At 37.3% G+C, this 17,765-nt stretch carries 18 protein-coding genes and 1 pseudogene; 9 read left to right on the forward strand and 10 right to left on the reverse strand.

Annotated elements, in window-relative coordinates:
• Positions 1–341 precede the first annotated feature (341 nt).
• A complete protein-coding gene (locus tag BALCAV_RS17000; protein WP_003324397.1) occupies positions 342–866 on the reverse strand; it encodes a YwhD family protein in 525 nt (174 codons plus the stop codon).
• 279 nt (positions 867–1,145) lie between these two features.
• Between BALCAV_RS17000 and BALCAV_RS17005 the strand changes: the two genes are divergently transcribed.
• From BALCAV_RS17005 to BALCAV_RS17020, 5 genes and pseudogenes are all read left to right on the forward strand, one after another.
• Positions 1,146–2,864, forward strand: coding sequence for a processed acidic surface protein (locus tag BALCAV_RS17005; RefSeq protein WP_003324395.1), 1,719 nt, complete (start codon positions 1,146–1,148; stop codon positions 2,862–2,864).
• Positions 2,865–3,006: 142 nt separating this feature from the next.
• Positions 3,007–3,192: a 2-hydroxymuconate tautomerase gene (locus BALCAV_RS17010; protein ID WP_003324394.1), complete on the forward strand. Its 186-nt coding sequence runs from the start codon at positions 3,007–3,009 to the stop codon at positions 3,190–3,192.
• 180 nt (positions 3,193–3,372) lie between these two features.
• Positions 3,373–3,513 (forward strand): hypothetical protein, encoded by a 141-nt coding sequence (locus tag BALCAV_RS22420; RefSeq protein ID WP_003324393.1) that lies wholly within the window; start codon positions 3,373–3,375, stop codon positions 3,511–3,513.
• 14 nt (positions 3,514–3,527) lie between these two features.
• Positions 3,528–3,872 (forward strand): ATP-binding cassette domain-containing protein, encoded by a 345-nt coding sequence (locus BALCAV_RS17015; protein ID WP_003324392.1) that lies wholly within the window; start codon positions 3,528–3,530, stop codon positions 3,870–3,872.
• Positions 3,839–4,213 (forward strand): annotated as a pseudogene (locus tag BALCAV_RS17020) (methionine ABC transporter permease); the annotation flags it as partial. The gene BALCAV_RS17015 and the pseudogene BALCAV_RS17020, both read left to right, overlap by 34 nt.
• 84 nt (positions 4,214–4,297) lie before the next feature.
• Here the strand turns inward: BALCAV_RS17020 and BALCAV_RS17025 are convergent.
• From BALCAV_RS17025 to BALCAV_RS17050, 6 genes are all read right to left on the reverse strand, one after another.
• A complete protein-coding gene (locus tag BALCAV_RS17025) occupies positions 4,298–4,804 on the reverse strand; it encodes a YwgA family protein (RefSeq protein ID WP_003324390.1) in 507 nt (168 codons plus the stop codon).
• Between the two features lie 255 nt (positions 4,805–5,059).
• A complete protein-coding gene (locus BALCAV_RS17030; protein ID WP_003321196.1) occupies positions 5,060–6,364 on the reverse strand; it encodes an HD domain-containing protein in 1,305 nt (434 codons plus the stop codon).
• Positions 6,365–6,465: 101 nt separating this feature from the next.
• Positions 6,466–7,713, reverse strand: coding sequence for an MFS transporter (locus BALCAV_RS17035; protein WP_003321195.1), 1,248 nt, complete (start codon positions 7,711–7,713; stop codon positions 6,466–6,468).
• 470 nt (positions 7,714–8,183) lie between these two features.
• The gene (asnB, locus tag BALCAV_RS17040; RefSeq protein ID WP_052044408.1) at positions 8,184–10,094 is read right to left on the reverse strand and encodes an asparagine synthase (glutamine-hydrolyzing); all 1,911 of its coding nucleotides are present in this window, start codon (positions 10,092–10,094) and stop codon (positions 8,184–8,186) included.
• 352 nt (positions 10,095–10,446) lie between these two features.
• Positions 10,447–11,688: a dicarboxylate/amino acid:cation symporter gene (locus BALCAV_RS17045; RefSeq protein ID WP_003321192.1), complete on the reverse strand. Its 1,242-nt coding sequence runs from the start codon at positions 11,686–11,688 to the stop codon at positions 10,447–10,449.
• Between the two features lie 225 nt (positions 11,689–11,913).
• On the reverse strand, positions 11,914–12,141 hold the full coding sequence (locus tag BALCAV_RS17050; RefSeq protein WP_003321191.1) for a YuzB family protein: 228 nt from the start codon (positions 12,139–12,141) through the stop codon (positions 11,914–11,916).
• Between the two features lie 188 nt (positions 12,142–12,329).
• Here BALCAV_RS17050 and BALCAV_RS17055 point away from each other — a divergent pair, with 188 nt between their 5' ends.
• Positions 12,330–13,154, forward strand: a complete 825-nt coding sequence (locus tag BALCAV_RS17055) for a lipoate--protein ligase family protein (protein WP_003321190.1) — start codon at positions 12,330–12,332, stop codon at positions 13,152–13,154.
• 131 nt (positions 13,155–13,285) lie between these two features.
• Here the strand turns inward: BALCAV_RS17055 and BALCAV_RS22425 are convergent, their stop codons facing one another.
• From BALCAV_RS22425 to pta, 3 genes are read right to left on the reverse strand one after another with little or no spacing between them, the layout of a single operon-like run.
• A complete protein-coding gene (locus BALCAV_RS22425; RefSeq protein ID WP_160173433.1) occupies positions 13,286–13,438 on the reverse strand; it encodes a hypothetical protein in 153 nt (50 codons plus the stop codon).
• 44 nt (positions 13,439–13,482) lie between these two features.
• Positions 13,483–13,812, reverse strand: a complete 330-nt coding sequence (locus tag BALCAV_RS17060) for a hypothetical protein (RefSeq protein WP_040324156.1) — start codon at positions 13,810–13,812, stop codon at positions 13,483–13,485.
• A 58-nt stretch (positions 13,813–13,870) separates the two neighbouring features.
• Positions 13,871–14,860: a phosphate acetyltransferase gene (gene pta, locus BALCAV_RS17065; RefSeq protein ID WP_003321188.1), complete on the reverse strand. Its 990-nt coding sequence runs from the start codon at positions 14,858–14,860 to the stop codon at positions 13,871–13,873.
• A 453-nt stretch (positions 14,861–15,313) separates the two neighbouring features.
• Between pta and hemQ the strand changes: the two genes are divergently transcribed.
• The 3 genes from hemQ (at position 15,314) to gerQ (ending at position 17,318) form a co-directional block, all read left to right on the forward strand.
• Positions 15,314–16,066 carry a hydrogen peroxide-dependent heme synthase gene (gene hemQ / locus BALCAV_RS17070; protein WP_003321187.1) on the forward strand — a complete coding sequence of 251 codons (753 nt, stop codon included), beginning with the start codon at positions 15,314–15,316 and terminating at the stop codon, positions 16,064–16,066.
• Between the two features lie 291 nt (positions 16,067–16,357).
• Positions 16,358–16,789 carry a cell wall hydrolase gene (locus tag BALCAV_RS17075; RefSeq protein ID WP_003321186.1) on the forward strand — a complete coding sequence of 144 codons (432 nt, stop codon included), beginning with the start codon at positions 16,358–16,360 and terminating at the stop codon, positions 16,787–16,789.
• A gap of 46 nt (positions 16,790–16,835) precedes the next feature.
• Positions 16,836–17,318 carry a spore coat protein GerQ gene (gene gerQ / locus BALCAV_RS17080; RefSeq protein WP_081939321.1) on the forward strand — a complete coding sequence of 161 codons (483 nt, stop codon included), beginning with the start codon at positions 16,836–16,838 and terminating at the stop codon, positions 17,316–17,318.
• The last annotated feature ends 447 nt before the right edge of the window (positions 17,319–17,765 follow it).

Here is a 17,765-nt window from a genome sequence, read left to right on the forward strand (position 1 = left end):
GGTAGCGACCACCCAAGCGCTTCATTTTAGTGAACAGTTTCCTTCAACAGCCTACGAAGAGATGTGTTCAGACTGTCAACGATTGAACCGTTCATGTAATATCGCCCTAAAGTCAAACCCTATCAACGGTTAAGGGTCAATCATACGCTGCGAAAGTTAAGTTTATATAAAAAAATGAAGGCGTAAGGAGAGATCCTTACGCCTTCGTGTCCTAGTATAACGTGATATTATACGATCCAAGTGTACCCCCTCCACCGAAAAAGCTCAAGTAGGGGAAGCAATTTTCAAAAAGCGTTCATATTTAACGAAAATAACCACTTGACAGATAAACTTACTCTTACTTATTTTAATAAGCCCTCTTTTAGCTCATCTATTGAATGATTCCACATATCTTCATTGTGATTTTTCAAAAAGTCTGCTAATAAATGACGCGATTTTTCATCCATTTGATCAATAATAATTTTTCCTTTTAAAGACTTATCCATATTGTTAACATGTTCCGGTAAACTCTTATACCCACGGCGAATTTCCGTATCCACGGTCATTTCGCAGCCTGTCACCCCACCATAATACGGTTTTTTATCCTTAAATAAAATCGTCACCCAAACTAACCAATATAATTTCCCGTTTGGCACTTTATCCTTCTCTTTTAAGAACTTAATTCTTCTTTCAACTTGTGACCTAGCATGCAAGGCCCCCATATCAATAAAAACGTCATCGTCCGTTGGGCTTACAAAAATAGGAGTAACATTATCTAAGTTTAATGTTCCGGCCCCATACCCACCATGGCCATCTAATGAATCATTACTTAAAATATTAAAGGATGCTTTTTTCTTTTTTAGATTATCGTTATTTAATAAATCCATCATTCTCAACCTCTCTATAAAAAATTTCGAATTCGCTGCTTTTCTAACAGTTTATCACAGTCTATTTATGTATACACGTCAAGCGTTATTTAAATACTTCTCACAACAGCTCCCAATGAGTATATAAGCGATATATATAGTTATACAGAGTATAGTTAATTAAATAGCAGTTAATCAACTTCAATCACAAATAATCATTAATTTTCAAATAATATATAGTATTTTGGCAATAGATCATATATAATCAATCCAGATTTAAACAATTAAGGGGGAAATAAGTTGAAATATGTATCCATTTTTTTGATTTTGATTATGTCTTTATTTCTTGTGTTTCCTGTACATACGGATGCAAAAGTAAACCAAAGTGAATTAAACGATTTTTTAAAAGAAATTGGCTGGACTGAACAAGAATTAACCGAATATCTTTTCGAGCATTGGGGTACCGATTTAAAGGAGTTTGACTCTGTCGAAGAGTTAATCATTTGGTTAAGCCCTGTGTTAAATGAAGAGCTAACTATTTCCATTCTTGATGAGTTTTTTATGGAAAAACACGAGCTGCAAACTTTATTAACTTCACATGATCGAATCATCGATGATTTTAAGTTTTATGATGACCTTTACTTTTTTATGACGGACCATGTGGTGTTTAATGATGTACATTTAGAACGATACTTAGCATCACTCGAATGGACAAGCTCACAATTAAAGTCTTATTTACGTACTCATTACGGAATGAAACTTTCAGATTTTCAAAATGTTCATGAGATTCACCTCACCTTAGGACCTGCCTTAACAGAGGAGAACCTTACTGAATTGTTAAGTTATTATCGCTGGACCGAAGCGGAACTTAAGGCACAATTGTTGGAGGATGGATTATCTTTAACTGACTTCAAATTTTACGAAAATCTCGATAACTATCTTTATGATTATACAATGATTGATGAAGCTGAACTTGCGATTTATTTAGAAAAAATCGGCTGGACTAAGGAAGAGCTTGAAGCTTATTTAGAAGATCAGTACGGGATGAGCTTAGATGACCTTGCTTTTGTTGACGAACTTGACTGGTTGCTCGGACAGCCTCTTAGTGAAGAAAACCTAAGCATTTTATTAGAAGAATACGAACTAACGAAAGAAGAGCTCATTTCTTTACTAGATGAGTTCGGTTTAACTTTAAATGATTTTAAGTTTTATGATGAATTAGATTGGTTTTTATTTGAATATTTCTACTATAATGATTGGCTCATATCAGATTTATTTGATGAAGAGACGTTAGAGCTCTTTCGTTTAGTCGGCTTAGAGGAATATGAGCTTGAGCAATTGTTTTACCATGTCATTTACAAAATGGAAGAAAACCCTGACCTTTTTATGAAATTACTTGAGTTAGACGAGTATTTAACTAGTTTAGGAGAATTCCATTCAGCCGACGAGCTTTCCATTGTACAATTAACCGAATTTGCTTTAAAGCTAAAAGGATTTCTCGATGCTTTTGAATTAAATATAGACTTCTTCCTTGTTGAAGATGGAGAGGAAACCCCTCTTTCTTATCAAAACTTACTAAAGCTAACTTCATTAGAAAATCAAGATTTGCTTATTAAAATATATGATTTTGATGGTTATTTACTAGCTGATCTCTTTATGAATGACGAGTTAATCAATAGTGAGCTCTTCCAAAAGCTCTTGGCTGGTTTAATTGATGGACCTGAGGATAACCTAAAGCCTGAGATCCCTGAAAAACCAGAAAAAGATTCAGATGAGTCGAAAAAGCCCGCTCCTCCTACAACCGGTTCAACAAGTGATGATAACACTTCTAGCTCTGATCAGGAAAAGGAGAAGAAGGAGGGTTTAACTCCTCTAGCGAAAAAGCCGTCTGATGATGCGAAACAAACATTACCAAACACGGCCACTAATTCGTTTAATTATTTATTAATTGGAGCGATTTTCGTTTTGATTGGACTAACTGTCTTTATGACCCGTAAATTTCGCGCTGTCAAACCGTAAAGAGCGTTTCTTCCCTAAGGCAACTAGGATCATTTCTTGGTATACTAAAAGAAACAACCAGCCACCGAACTATTTTTAGCTCATGTACAATACAAGTTCACGTGGAAAAAGGTTTTTTATTTGAAAGAGGAGGAGAATAAAAATGCCAATCGTTACCGTTCAAATGCTTGAAGGTCGTACAGACGAACAAAAACAAGAGTTAGTTGAAAAAGTAACAGCCGCTGTTTCAGAGTCCATTGGAGCTCCAGCAGAAAGAGTTTCCATCGTTATTGAGGAAATGAAAAAGACGAACTTTGCTGTAGCAGGCAAACGAGCAAGTGATCTTTAAATCAAAACCGCTTGTCTCGCTGATTTGAAATTGAATAAAATCAATTAAAGCAGTCTGTAAGGTTATTAGTGAGCCTTACGGACTGCTTTTTTGGTGAGGAAAGGCTAAGACCTGCTCGCTTATTCGCTCCTTAATTCCGACTGCTCGGCTTTTTCATTACTTATTCCTGGTTATTCGCATATGAGCACGATAAGAACAGAGGACGAAAATAAACAATTTGTCAAAGACATTATTGAAGCCTATCATTCTCCACATTTTCAAGAAGTAATTGAATCAAACAGAGAATTTGAAGGCTTCCATCGACCTGACTATTTTAAATAAAAAGGAGTTTGACGATGATTAGATTTGAAAACATTAGCAAAGTTTATCAGAGTAAAAACTCGATCATTGAGGCTGTCTCTAACGTAACGATTCACGTTAAAGAAAGGGAGATATATGGAATCATCGGGTTTAGCGGGGCCGGTAAATCAACCCTTTTGAGGATAGGTAATCTTCTAGAGAAACCTTCAGTAGGAAAAATTTATATGAACCAACAGCCTTTAACCACTTTATCTAAAAAGGAATTAAGGGAGGCTAGGCATAAGATTGGCATGATTTTTCAGAGCTTTAATCTTGTCTCAAATAAAACCGTTTGGGATAATGTGAGATTCCTTTGTCCGTTGCCGCAATCCCTTTTTTAGCTCGACTTGTGGAGCAGTCATTACGTGAAGTAAACAAAGGCACGATCGAAGCGGCCGTTGCAATGGGTGGGACGTCTTTTCAAATTCTTTCAAGAGTCTTATTTGTCGAAGCTCGTTCTGGTCTTGTCCTCGGTCTCACCGTCACAACCGTTTCATTTATTTCTTATTCAGCTGTTGCTGGTGTTGTCGGTGGCGGCGGCATTGGAGACCTTGCCATTCGTTATGGCTATTATCGCTTCCAAACCGATGTCATGATATGTACCGTCTTACTCTTAATAATCCTCGTACAGAGCGTGCAGTTTTTGGGGAATACCCTTTCAGCAAAGCTTGATAAGCGTTAAAAGCTAAGATAGAGGAAAAGCCAATTCCCGATATGAATAAGAATTGGCTTTTATCTTTATATTCTATTCAGCAACCTCTTTCGATTAGTTCAACATTGTTTTCTTAAGCTGCTCGATGTATTCAAACCCAGCTTCAATATCTGCTTCACTATAATTTTGTTTCCTTTTTAAAGTAAAGACTTTCTCTTTTATTTCTTCAACCGATAAATCAGCAAAGTAAAGCAACGTTGAGACGAGCTCTAAAAATCGTGAACTTTGTTCATTTAAAGATGTAAATAATGGCTGGCAATCTGGCCATTCTAATCGGTTTAAAGCTAAAAAACTTTTACCTTGCTCTGATAAAGAGTAACGATATTGCTGGTAATGGCCTTTATCTTCCATGATTTCGTGGACAAATCCGAGGTTGCTCAATTCTTCCATTCGTAACGAGAGCTCCTCCGAATAGGGACCAAACATATGAAATTTGTATCTCTCGGAAAAAGGGATGTCCATTTTTTTGGCAATATAAATGATTTTCTGTAGTTTTTTTCGGCCAACAACCTCTCCTGCTTGCGAAAAAAACTTCAGAACCTTCGCATGATCATCTAACAAAAAAGTAACCTCCTTAAATAAAAAGCGGAGTCCGTTCGCTCAGAAGCGAGAAAAAATAAGAACAGCTGATGAAGACGCTCTTTGTCTTCATTCAGATGGGCGATTTTTCTCGCGCTTCTAACGGACGCAGCTAGATTGATTAAAAAGCGGAGTCCGTTCGCTCAGAAGCGAGAAAAAATTAGGGGCGGCTTATGAAGACGCTCTTTGTCTTCAAAAGACGAACCGATTTTTCTCGAGCTTCTAACGCAGACATCGCTACATTTGAATGTTTAATATCGTTAAAATCTCTTTTTTCGTTTCAGTATGTTCCTTCATGTTCATCAGAAGATCCAGTGGGTAATATAATTTATGGTCTGTTCTCTTTTTACCCGAAATTGCTTCAACTACATCCGATTCTCGTGAAAGTTCACGGATCTTTCCATTTGGCATGACTAAATGAATCGGCAAACGTTCACCCTCTTCGCCTGGCCGGTAAAAATCATATGGCAAATCAGAAGAAGAATCAATAACAAGATAATACTCTGGGTCGATACCAGCTTGTTGAAACAATTGTTGCAATTTCGGCCAATCATTCATCCATTGATTTGGATTAAACTCAACATATTTAAACAGTTTTCTATTTAAAAATCTTACACAAAGGTCGCTTAAAATGCGATCATCCTCATCCTGCCATACTTCAAAATAATAGAGGGTTATCGCCTCATCTAACCGCAAATAATCCTCTAAGCTCACTTTTTCATGAAAAAAAGAATAAAAATGATTCGGCTTCTGTTTAAACTCATAACCTTGCTGATAAAGATCCTTCACCCGTTTAAATATTTTATTAATAATAACTTCCGCACTTCTAGATACAGGATGAAAATAAACCTGCCAATACATTTGATAACGACTCATAATATAATCTTCAACCGCATGCATTCCACTTTGTTTAATGACGACTTGATCCTCCATTGGACGCATCACTCGTAAGATTCGTTCCATATCAAAATGCCCGTAGCTGACCCCCGTATAATAAGCATCCCGCAATAAATAATCCATCCGATCAGCATCAATTTGGCTAGAAATAATACTTGTCACTAGTTTATTTTTATACGTTTTTTCAATTACTTCACTAACCGCTTGAGGGAAGGAATCATCCACTTTTCTCAAGGTGTGATTGACTTCTGAATCCCCTAAAATAATCCGACGTGTCCACTCCTCATGATCAGTACCAAATATCTTTTCAAAAGCATGCGAAAATGGTCCATGCCCAATATCATGTAATAAAGCAGCAGCTAAAGTTAACAGACGTTCCTTTTCATCCCAATGTGGGCGTCCTTCAAACACATCAAGAATGCGACGCGTTATTTCATAAACACCTAAAGAATGATTAAACCGGGTATGCTCGGCTCCATGAAACGTAATATAGGTTGTCCCTAACTGTTTAACCCTCCGTAATCGTTGAAATTCTCTCGTCCCGATCAATTCCCAAATTAGCTCATCTCTTACGTGAATATAACGATGCACTGGATCTTTAAATACTTTCTCTTCATCTAATTTTTTATAATAAGCGTCTGTCAAAATTGTCCCTCCTTTTTGGCAAAATCCTTTTTCTTTGCAATGTATAGTTAATGGTCGATTTATATCCAATCTAATTATAAAGGAAGGCTCAAAAAATGTCGTTATTCACTTGCCTTTAAACGCTCTGCCATCCATTTATCAGAAGGTAAAAGGAAGGTTAAACAACCGGCGAGCGGTAAAATGACAGCTAATAAAATCGTATTATATAAACCGATCATATCGGCCAACATTCCAAAAATAACAGCTCCAATCGCTCCCATTCCAAATGCTAAGCCGACAATAAGTCCTGAAACGACTCCAATTTTTCCCGGAATCAGTTCTTGCCCGTAAACAACGGCAACGGAAAAACTTGATAAAATAATAAATCCGATAACTCCAATTAATGGATAAGCTAACACTGGACCGACATGAGGTAAAAGTAGTGCAAATGGGGCTGAACCGAGCATGGAGAGCATTAAAATATTCCGCTTTCCAAATCGATCAGCAAGGGGCCCACCAGCAAAGGTTCCAATCGCACCTGCCGCAAGAAAAATAAATAAATACACTTGTGCTTGTGAAATTGTCATCCCATATTCATTAATCGCAAAAAATTGATAATAATTAGCTAAACCCGCATGGAACCATGAACGAATAAAAATGAGAAATAATAAAAGTCCAAAACCGACTAAAATTTTGCGGCGATACTTTGTTGGAATCGCCGGTCCAACTTTTTTATGTTTTTGTTTCTGCTTTATTAATTGAATTTGTTTTTGATACCATTTCGCTATATAAAGTAAGAGAATTATCGCCAAACCGGCAACAAGTGTAAACCAAATCGAGCCAAACTGGCCAAGTGGTACAAGTATAAGTAATGTAATGAGTGGAGCTAACGCTTGACCTGCATTTCCACCCACTTGGTAAATAGACTGAGCTAAACCCTTTTTATTTCCCGCTGCCATATGAGCCACTCTTGACCCTTCCGGATGAAAGGCAGCTGAGCCTATTCCGATAAAAGTTACTGCTATGACAACCATTATAAATCCAGGTGCAAAAGCTAATAAGACGACCCCAACAAAAGTAAAACACAGTCCTATCGGCAGTGCATATGGAGAAGGTTTTTTGTCTGTATATAAACCAACTACAGGCTGAATAACCGACGCTGTCATATTTAAAGCAAAGGCAATGATTCCAATTTGAGTGTACGATAAGCCCATTGCCGCTTCCAAAATCGGAAACATCGCTGGGACAAGAGCCTGAATGGAATCATTTAATAAATGAACAAAACCGATAATAAATAATATATTGTACATTGTTTTAGGTTGTTTGTTTTCTTGACTATGAACAATATGTGCACGCTGTTTCGCTTCCATTATCTCGTCTCCTTTTCTCCACCATCTATTATAACTTACTTCCATTTCCAGAAAGAGAGTCTTTTTTAAATCTTTACTTAAAAGAAAGAATCGTCTTTACACAAGCATTTGATTAGCGGGTCGATTTTCATGACTAAAACGACTAATTAATGCCCTCGTCAAGCCGTTAAAATACGGAGTGGCTACCGCTATTCGCACTGTAATTTTGCCTAATCCTGATTTTCATTACTTATCCGCGGCTTTTCGCAACCTAATTTTGCTCAATTCCTATTTTCATTACTTATCCGCAACTTTTCGCAACCTAATTTTGCTCAATTCCTATTTTCATTACTTATCCGCAACTTTTCGCAACCTATTTTCCATCAATCCTGATTTTCATTACCAATCAGCCTTCCTTACACTTTTCCCAACACAAAAAGACCGCTCGAAAGGTCGAATAACCTTTGGAGACAGCCTTTTTTAATTTGTCTTTACTTTTCTACGATCACTTCAGGCGTTGGATAAAAATCCTCAGCTTTTTCGAGCTTTTTATAAGGGGTCATCGATTTTTCTACATAAATAGCATGCCAAATCATAAAGCATAAAACCACCCATAGCTTTCGACTATTATCTTTTTTACCAGCCGCATGCTCATTTAATAAAGCAATGATTTTATCTTTATAAAGTAAATCATCGGTTTGACTTTGGTGAATCGTTTCTTTGGCCCAATCATACCATTCATTACGTAACCAAACGCGAATAGGGACTGGGAACCCTAATTTTTTACGGTCAAGTACAGATGCCGGGATCCATTCGGAAATGGCTTGACGAAGAATATACTTAGTTGTCTTTTGGTCTAACTTATACTTTGTCGGAATTTGACTCGCCACTTCTAACACTTCATTATCTAAAAAAGGAACGCGGAGCTCAAGGGAATGAGCCATCGTCATTCGATCGGCTTTTGTTAAAATATCACCAGGTAACCAAGTGTGTAAGTCGATAAATTGCATCTTAGTCGCTGTATCATAATGTTGAGCCCTCTCATAATAAGGAGCGACGATGTTTTTAAAATGGTTAGTGTTTTGATATGTGGTCAAGATTTTTGACTTTTCTTCTTCATTAAAGATTTTGGCATTGCCAATATAACGGTCCGCTAAAGGTGTCGTTCCGCGCAGTAAATAACTTCTTCCTTTGACTCCCTCAGGTAAAACAAGTGCGACCGAGTTTAGCATTTTCGTAATCGGACTAGGTAAATAATCAAATCCTTTTAAGGCTAACGATTCACGGTAAATATTATATCCACCAAATAGCTCATCTGCTCCCTCACCTGATAAGACAACTTTTACATGCTTACTTGCTTCTTTTGCAACAAAATATAATGGAATCGCCGCAGGATCGGCAACCGGCTCGTCCATATGCCAAATAATATTAGGCAATTCTCGTAAAAACTCTTCGGCCGTAATATATTTATGAATGTTTTCGACATCAAGCTGACGTGCCGACTCTTTGGCTACTTCAATCTCACTATAACCATGCTGTTCAAAACCGACTGTAAATGTTTTAAGATTTTCGTTATGACGTTTCGCTAACGCAACCGTTGTTGTTGAATCAATCCCACCTGATAAAAAAGCACCAACAGGCACATCACTCCGCATATGCTTCGCAACAGAATCTTCTAAGACATGGCGGATCTTTTGAATATGTTCATCAAGAGTCAAAGAACTATTTTTAAAACCAATCTCATAATAAGGCTTGATTTCCATTGGCTTGTTCTCTTTTTTCACAAAATAATGACCTGGTTTCAACTTCTGAACTTCTTCAAAAACCGTTGCTGGTTCAGGGACAAATTGAAAGCTCATATAATTTTGTAAAGATGTTTTATTTACTTGTAATGGTTGGACACACTGATGAATGCTCTTTAATTCGGAAGCAAACAAAACAGTTGAATCAGATTCATAATAATAAAATGGCTTAATCCCGAAACGATCTCGGGCCCCAATTAATTCGTGCTTCTCTTTATCCCAAATGACAAACCCAAACATTCCTCTTAATTCTTGAATTGCTGCCACACCTTTTTGAGCATATAAAGCAACAATCACTTCCGTATCTGTATGCGTTTGGAATGTATATCCGTCTTTCATTAAATGATCTCTTAATTCTATATAATTGTATACTTCTCCATTGAAGATAATTTGGTAGCGGCCATCTTGATAAGCGAGAGGTTGACTGCCATGCTCTAAATCAATAATGCTTAACCTTTTAAAACCTAAACGAACATTTTTGTCTTCATAAATTCCTGTTGAATCGGGCCCACGATGATTGATCTGTTCTAGAGCTAACTCAAACTGCTCTCGCTCGATTAAATTATTTTTTAAACTTATTTCTCCTAAAAAGCCACACATAACTTCACCTACTAATGTCATTGTTTTATAAAATACATTTCTACTTCTTCTTTATTCTAGTTTCCAAATTAATAGATAGCAACTAAAAAATAAGGAGACTAATCTTCTCTCATAAGATTAGACGTACCATTTAGCATTTAGGATTCTCAAAAGGAAACAATGATAAACTAAATTTTTAAAATTGAAGTAATCTAAATAAGGGTTTATATAAATAGTGAGCAGTATCCTTAATTGTTCCCCAAAATGAAATACTTTTATTTAAAACAAAAAAACTCCCCCAAAAAGGATTATTCACCTTTTAGGGAAGCTTAAAATTTGCGTATGAATTTCTTCTCAGAAAACGTTAAGGAATTTAGGAGTGTTTAGCTTCTAACTTTTCCTTTTCAATTCGCTCTTGTTCAAATCTATCGACGATAACGGCACATGTTGCATCACCTGTAACGTTAACAGCCGTACGCATCATATCAAGAATACGGTCAACAGCAAGAACTAAAGTAATCCCTTCAACCGGAAGACCAACTGAAGTTAAAACCATTGCTAGCATAATCATTCCAACACCTGGAACACCTGCTGTACCGATACTTGCTAATGTCGCCGTTAAAATAATTATTAATAAGTCGGTAAAAGTTAAAGATACTGCAAATACTTGTGCAATAAAGACGGTCGCAACAGCTTGCATAATCGCTGTACCATCCATGTTAATCGTTGCTCCTAATGGAACAATAAACGATGTGACTGGTTTGGATACTTTAAGATCCTCTTCTACTACTTTCATAGACGTCGGTAAAGTTGCATTACTACTTGAAGTACTAAAGGCAACTGTCATAACTGGGAAGAAGGCTTTAAAGAATTCAAACGGATTCCTTTTAGCAATTAACCAAATTCCTCCACCATACGTAATAATCGTATGCAAAATAAGGGCAATAATAATCGTTAACATATAAGCAATCATGGACTGAATAACACTTAATCCCAATTTTCCAATAGCGGACGCAATTAAACCAAAAGCACCGTATGGAGCTAGTTTCATCGCTAACCCTACAAGGAACATCATAATTTCATTCCCTTGTTCAACAAGCTTTACGATTCCTTTTGTTTTCTCGCCTAAACGAGCTAATGCAAATCCGATTAAAATAGCAAAAGCGATAATTTGAAGCATTTCTCCAGATGCCATTGCCGCAATTGGATTTTGTGGAATGATATTTAACAATGTATCCATAACAGGAGGTGCTTCCTGAGCCGAATAGTCTTCTTCTAAATTCCCCATTAATCCAGGTTCCCCTGGTTGAATTAAATAAGCCAGTGAAATAGCTAGCGATAGGGCAATAACTGATGTTACCATAAAAAATATCAATGTTTTTCCACCGATACGACCAAGTGCTTTCGGATCACCAAGCCCTGCCGCTCCTAAAATGATCGAAAAGAATACTAGTGGGACAACAACCATCATGATTAAATTTAAGAATATTTGACCAAGTGGTGTTAGTAAATATGTATCGATTGGATCAAATAAATTTGGTGCAAATAAGTTAAATCCTAAACCAACAACTACCCCGACTACGAGGGCTATTAATATTTTCTTTGTTAAGCTCATAAAATTTCTCCTCTCTCGCTCTGAACACCTCGTTCATGATTTACAATTTCTAACTGTTTTTTACCCATCGTTACTAATTAGCAAACTTATAATTTTTCTAAAAATTTAAACAATAATGAAATGGAAGGTAACTCCTATATAAGATTCCCTTAAATGGTTATACTTTTCCTGGCCAAATGCTAGCTTTTCAAATATAATATCTCCAACTTCACAAAAGTATAAGCATTATAATTTCCCTAGTTTTTGACAGACTTTCTGAATTACTTGTTCTTCATCTGGTGCTGCTACTGGACGATTATTAACAAATACAAATGATTTCTTACGGCCTGGTCCACAATAGGATTGACAGCGAATATCAATCTTCGCTTCCGAATCGACCTCTTTTAAGCGAGGAACTAACGTCTTAATATTCGTTGCTTGGCATTCATCGCAAATTCGAAATTCGTTTGCCATGGTGATTCTACCTTTCTTTTTAAGCTTAAGAAAATAAACGGCAAGTTCGATTTTAACATAAATGACTACAAATTGAAACATCTATACTTGAACACCGATTTTATTATGTTCATGCTATAATACAGGGGAAGAAATAGGACTTTATATTTTTTACAATAGTTTATTTTGTTAGGGAGTATATAAATAACATGGACCAATCTAATCATTTTTTTAAGCAAACTTGGCGCTTTATCGATCATTCAACACTCGGTTTAACATTTTCGGCTTTAGATTCATTTGCTTACGATGATTCAATTTGTACATCAATTGGCAATAACGAATCACCTGCAACTATTCGGACTTGGGTTCATGCCGACACGGTTGTGTTAGGTACACAGGATAGTCGCTTACCGACGATTGCCGATGGAATCAATTACTTAACTTCAAATCAATATAGCAGCATCGTTCGAAATTCAGGTGGGTTAGCGGTTGTTCTTGATGAAGATGTGTTTAACCTCTCTTTAATTATAAAAGAAGAAAAAGGTTTATCGATTAATATGGGCTATGTTCTTATGTTGGAACTCGTTCAAAAAATGTTTCCAGAGTCGAGTATTACAGCAGGAGAGGTCGTTGGTTCTTATTGTCCTGGCAGCTACGATTTAAGTATAGCTGGAAAAAAGTTTGCCGGAATTTCACAACGACGTATTCGAAATGGTGTCGCCGTCCAAATTTATTTATGTGTACGTGGAAGTGGCTCCAAAAGAGCAGAATTGATTCGTGAATTTTATGAGCGAGCTGTTCAAGGAAAAGAAGCGAACTTTGACTACCCTCATGTTGTTCCAGAAACAATGGCTTCCTTAGCTGAGTTGACAGGCAAAGACTTATCAATCCAAGATGTCACATTACGTTGCCTCAAAGCCATGCAACAATTAAATGCTAAGCTTGAGATGGGATCATTAACTGAATTAGAAAAAGAGCTTTTTATAAAAAATGTAGCGCGTGTTTATGCTCGAAATGAAAAATGTTTACCTTAAAAAAGGCGACATTAAAATGATGACAAACAAGGCTCTCCCAAAGGTTCTGAATAGGACTTGGGAGGCCTTTTTATATACCATTATTTACACTTTAATTGGATAATTGCACGATTTTTGTTACTAATTACCGTTTATTTGTGCGCTAATTTGGCCGGTGCTCGTGGTTCATTACTTATTAACAGGTTTTCGTACTCTAATTCGGCTGATGCCCGAATTTCATTACTTATTAACATTTTTTCGTACCCTAATCCCAGCAACACTCGAATTTCATTACTTATTAACATTTTTTCGTACCCTAATCCCAGCAACACTCGAGTTTCATTACTTATTACCTTTTTTCGTACTCTAATTCGGCCAACACTCGAGTTTCATTACCTATTACCATTTTTTCGTACCCTAATTCAGCCAACACTCGAGTTTCATTACCTATTACCATTTTTTCGCACCCTAATTCAGCCAACACTCGAGTTTCATTACCTATTACCATTTTTTCGTACTCTAATTCGGCTGATGCCCGAGTTTCATTACTTATTACCTTTTTTTCGTACCCTAATTCAGCCAACACTCGAGTTTCATTACCTATTACCATTTTTTCGTACCCTAATCCCGGCATCCCACAAATTTCGTTACCAATTAAACAAAAAGCTGGTGTCGACAAAAAAAGGACTACCCGAATGGTCCAATGACCTTATGAGATAGTCCCTAATATCTTGCTTTTATTTTGTTACTTTTTGTGTGATGGATTGCATTGCGGTAATTAATGATAATTTGTAAACATCTTGAACATTACACCCGCGAGATAAATCGTTCACTGGTTTGTTTAGACCTTGCAAGATAGGTCCAATGGCGTCATAACCACCTAGACGTTGAGCAATTTTGTAACCTAAATTACCTGACTCTAAGCTTGGGAAAATAAAGACATTAGCTTGTCCTTGTAGCGGTGAATCTGGTGCTTTTTTCCTAGCGACGGCCGGTACAAATGCGGCATCAAATTGGAACTCACCATCAATGACTAAGTCTGGACGTGTTGCTTGAGCTAATTTAGTCGCTTCGGAAACTTTTTGCGTTTCCATTGATGATGCAGAACCTTTTGTAGAGAAGCTAAGCATCGCTACTTTTGGATCAATATTAAATACTTTCGCTGTCTCAGCAGTTGCAATCGCAATTTCTGCTAATTCTTCGCTATTTGGGGCAATATTAATCGCACAATCTCCAAAGACAAACTTCTGGTCTTCTTTAACCATAATGAAAACACCAGATGTTCTTTTAATTCCAGGTTGTGTTTTAATAATTTGCAACGCAGGACGAACAGTATCTCCTGTTGAATGAGCCGCACCACTTACTAACCCATCGGCTAAGCCCATATGAATTAGCATCGTTCCGAAGTAGTTCACATCCTTTAACTTCTCACGGGCAGATTCTTCTGTTTCTTTCCCTTTACGACGCTCAACAAATGAAGCTACCATTTCGTCCATTTTGTCATATGTGAACGGATCTAATTGAGTGATTCCGGTTAAGTCTAATTGAAGCTCAGCTGCTTTTGCTTCTACTTCTTCTTTTTTTCCAATTAAGATTGGTTTTACTACTTTATCTTGCTCTAATAAAACGGCCGCTTCCATCACACGCTCATCTGTCGCTTCTGGAAGAACAATCGTTGGTTGATGTTCTTTCACTTGCTCTTTAATTGTTTTAAATAGGTCGCTCATGACCAAACCTCCTATACATTCATATACGGTTGTATATGATCCTATTTACAGCATAACTCGCTTTATTTAAAAATGAAACAGTCTAGCCCCATCTTGCCTTAAAGTAAAAATTTTTCAAAAATAGAAAGCGTTTTATTTATCTGAGTTCGCTAATTCCTCGTAAAATTAGACCTTTTCTCTTGTTTAGATTGAGTTAAATCTTTTCGTTTCATTCTCTCTCCATCCTCCATTTTACCTTTAAAATATGGTAATCATGTCATTAGTTTTAAACATTTTGTGAAATAATGAACAATATTAAGATCTACATACCCTCTCGTTTTATTCTATTCGACACTTTGTGGTATGATACAAAGGACAATGTTTGATATTTTTATGTGATTAAATCTAGCTACATCCGTTATATCGCTTCTTGGCAAAGGGTGTAGCATATATTAAAAGGAGTGTTACATAATTATGATAGAAGCAGCAAAAACGCTTGATGGTTGGTATTGTTTACATGATTTCCGTACAATCAATTGGCCCGCCTGGAAAACATTAAACACAGAAGAGCAACAACAAATCATTCGTGAATTTGAAGAGACGATTTCCAAATGGGAAGATGTTGAAGCGAACGGCACCGGTAGCCACGCAATCTACTCAATCCTTGGTCAAAAAGCAGATATTATGCTTGTTTTATTACGACCAACGATGAAAGAATTAAATGAAATTGAACGTACTTTTAATAAAACACGTTTAGCTGAATTTACGATTCCAACTTACTCTTATGTGTCTGTTGTTGAATTAAGTAATTACATGGCTGGAGATAGTGATGAAGATCCTTATCAAAATCCACATGTTCGTTCTAGACTATACCCGCAATTACCGAAAACGGAACATGTATGCTTCTACCCAATGGACAAACGCCGTGAATATGATGCAAACTGGTATTTACTACCGATGGACGAGCGTCGTGAACTTATGAGAAGTCACGGTTTAATCGGTCGAAGCTATGCTGGAAAAGTAAAACAAATGATCACAGGTTCTGTCGGTTTTGACGATTGGGAGTGGGGTGTTACCCTATTCGCTGAAGATGTTCTTCAATTCAAAAAGCTCATTTATGAAATGCGTTTTGATGAAGTTTCAGCCCGTTATGCCGAATTCGGTTCCTTTTATGTAGGAAATATTTTACCTAAGGAAGGGTTACAACAATATTTCTATCACGCCTAAGGCAATACTCTTCTTTAGAAAAGCCCAGTTCCACAAGCTCTGTGGAACTGGGCTTTTGTCTATAAATCATTCCTCCCCTTCGCCATTTACCCCCTTTTTTCTTGTCCATTCTTGTCCAACAAACAAGCCTCGCCATTTTTTTTGTAAAAGCTACCTGAAATTAATCATAGTTGGTCACCTTTAGACATATAGTGAAGTAACTTGCTTGTGGTTGGTGAGCGTCAACCACTTTTTGAAATGGAAAGACCTCATCTATCATAAATCACATTATTATTTGGGAGGTGATAAATAGTGGCTGTTATTAAAGCTTCATCCAGTGATATCGACATGCTTGCAAGGCTAATGCGTGCGGAAGCAGAAGGGGAAGGAGAACTCGGAATGCTTAATGCCGGAAATGTAATGGTGAATCGGGTCCGTGCAAATTGTATGGATTTTGAAAACATCCGTTCCATTCCTGATATGACCTTCCAATCTCCAGGCGGGTTTGAAGCTGTGCAAAAAAGTTATTTTTATCAACAAGCGAGGGATCGGGATCGGAGGCTTGCCAAAAGAATGGTCGGAGGAGAAAGGGTCCACCCAGGCGAGTTTGCCCTTTGGTTCTTCCGGCCAGATGGACCATGCCCTGCCCAGTGGTGGGGTCAGTGGAATTCCGGCAGATATAAAGCCCATTGTTTTTATACGCCTCTTCCATCAGACTGTGAAGAAGTTTTCAACACTTTTTAACCAAACATAGAGCAGATTAGCATGATGATTTTTATTAAAAGGAGCGATGACTGTGTATCAACAACAGTGGCCAGGTACGTATTCTCAGGCAACAGAAGGTTATAGCTATAGTCCACAGCAAGTTCAAACACAGCAGCAACCTCAGCCGCAACCAGCTCAAAATCAATTTTTTTCATCCGCTAATTATCAAGTGCCAGGATTTGCTATGCAACAGCAAGCTGGGGCTCAGCCTAGCATGTTACCACTTGAACAGTCGTTTATTGAAAACATCCTTCGTCTGAACCGAGGAAAAACGGCATCCTTTTATATGACCTACGAAAACAATAGCGAATGGAATGCCAAAATTTTTAGAGGCCGAATTGAAGAAGCCGGACGTGATCACATCGTCGTAAGCAACCCGGAAAGCGGCGAATATTATTTACTGCTCATGGTTACACTCGACTATGTCACATTTGATGAACCAATCGAGTACGCCTACCCTTACGGAGCAGCAGGTGGGCCAGCATTAGCACAATATAGTCCGAGATGAAGGTATAAAATGAAATAGGCAGCCCTTGAACAATTTGGTTCAGGGGTTGTTTTATTTAGGTTAGTTTTTCGCACCCTAATTTGTGGGACGTCGGGGTTTCATTACCTATTCAGCCTTTTTCGCTCCCTAATTTTGGCCGAGTGGCTTTTCATTACCTATTCCTTGTTTTTCGCTCCCTAATTTGGCGTACACCGCTTTTTCATTACCTATTCATCTTTTTTCGCACCCTAATTTGGCATGCACTGCTTTTTCATTACCTATTCACCCTTTTTCGCACCTTAATTTGGCATTCACCGCTTTTTCATTACCTATTCACCCTTTTTCGCACCTTAATTTTGCATTCACCGCTTTTTCATTACCTATTCACCCTTTTTCGCACCTTAATTTGGCATTCACCGCTTTTTCATTACCTATTCACCCTTTTTCGCACCTTAATTTGGCGTGCAC

This window comes from Alkalihalobacillus alcalophilus ATCC 27647 = CGMCC 1.3604 (assembly GCF_000292245.2).
In the GTDB taxonomy this organism is placed as follows: Bacteria; Bacillota; Bacilli; order Bacillales; family Bacillaceae_D; genus Alkalihalobacillus; species Alkalihalobacillus alcalophilus.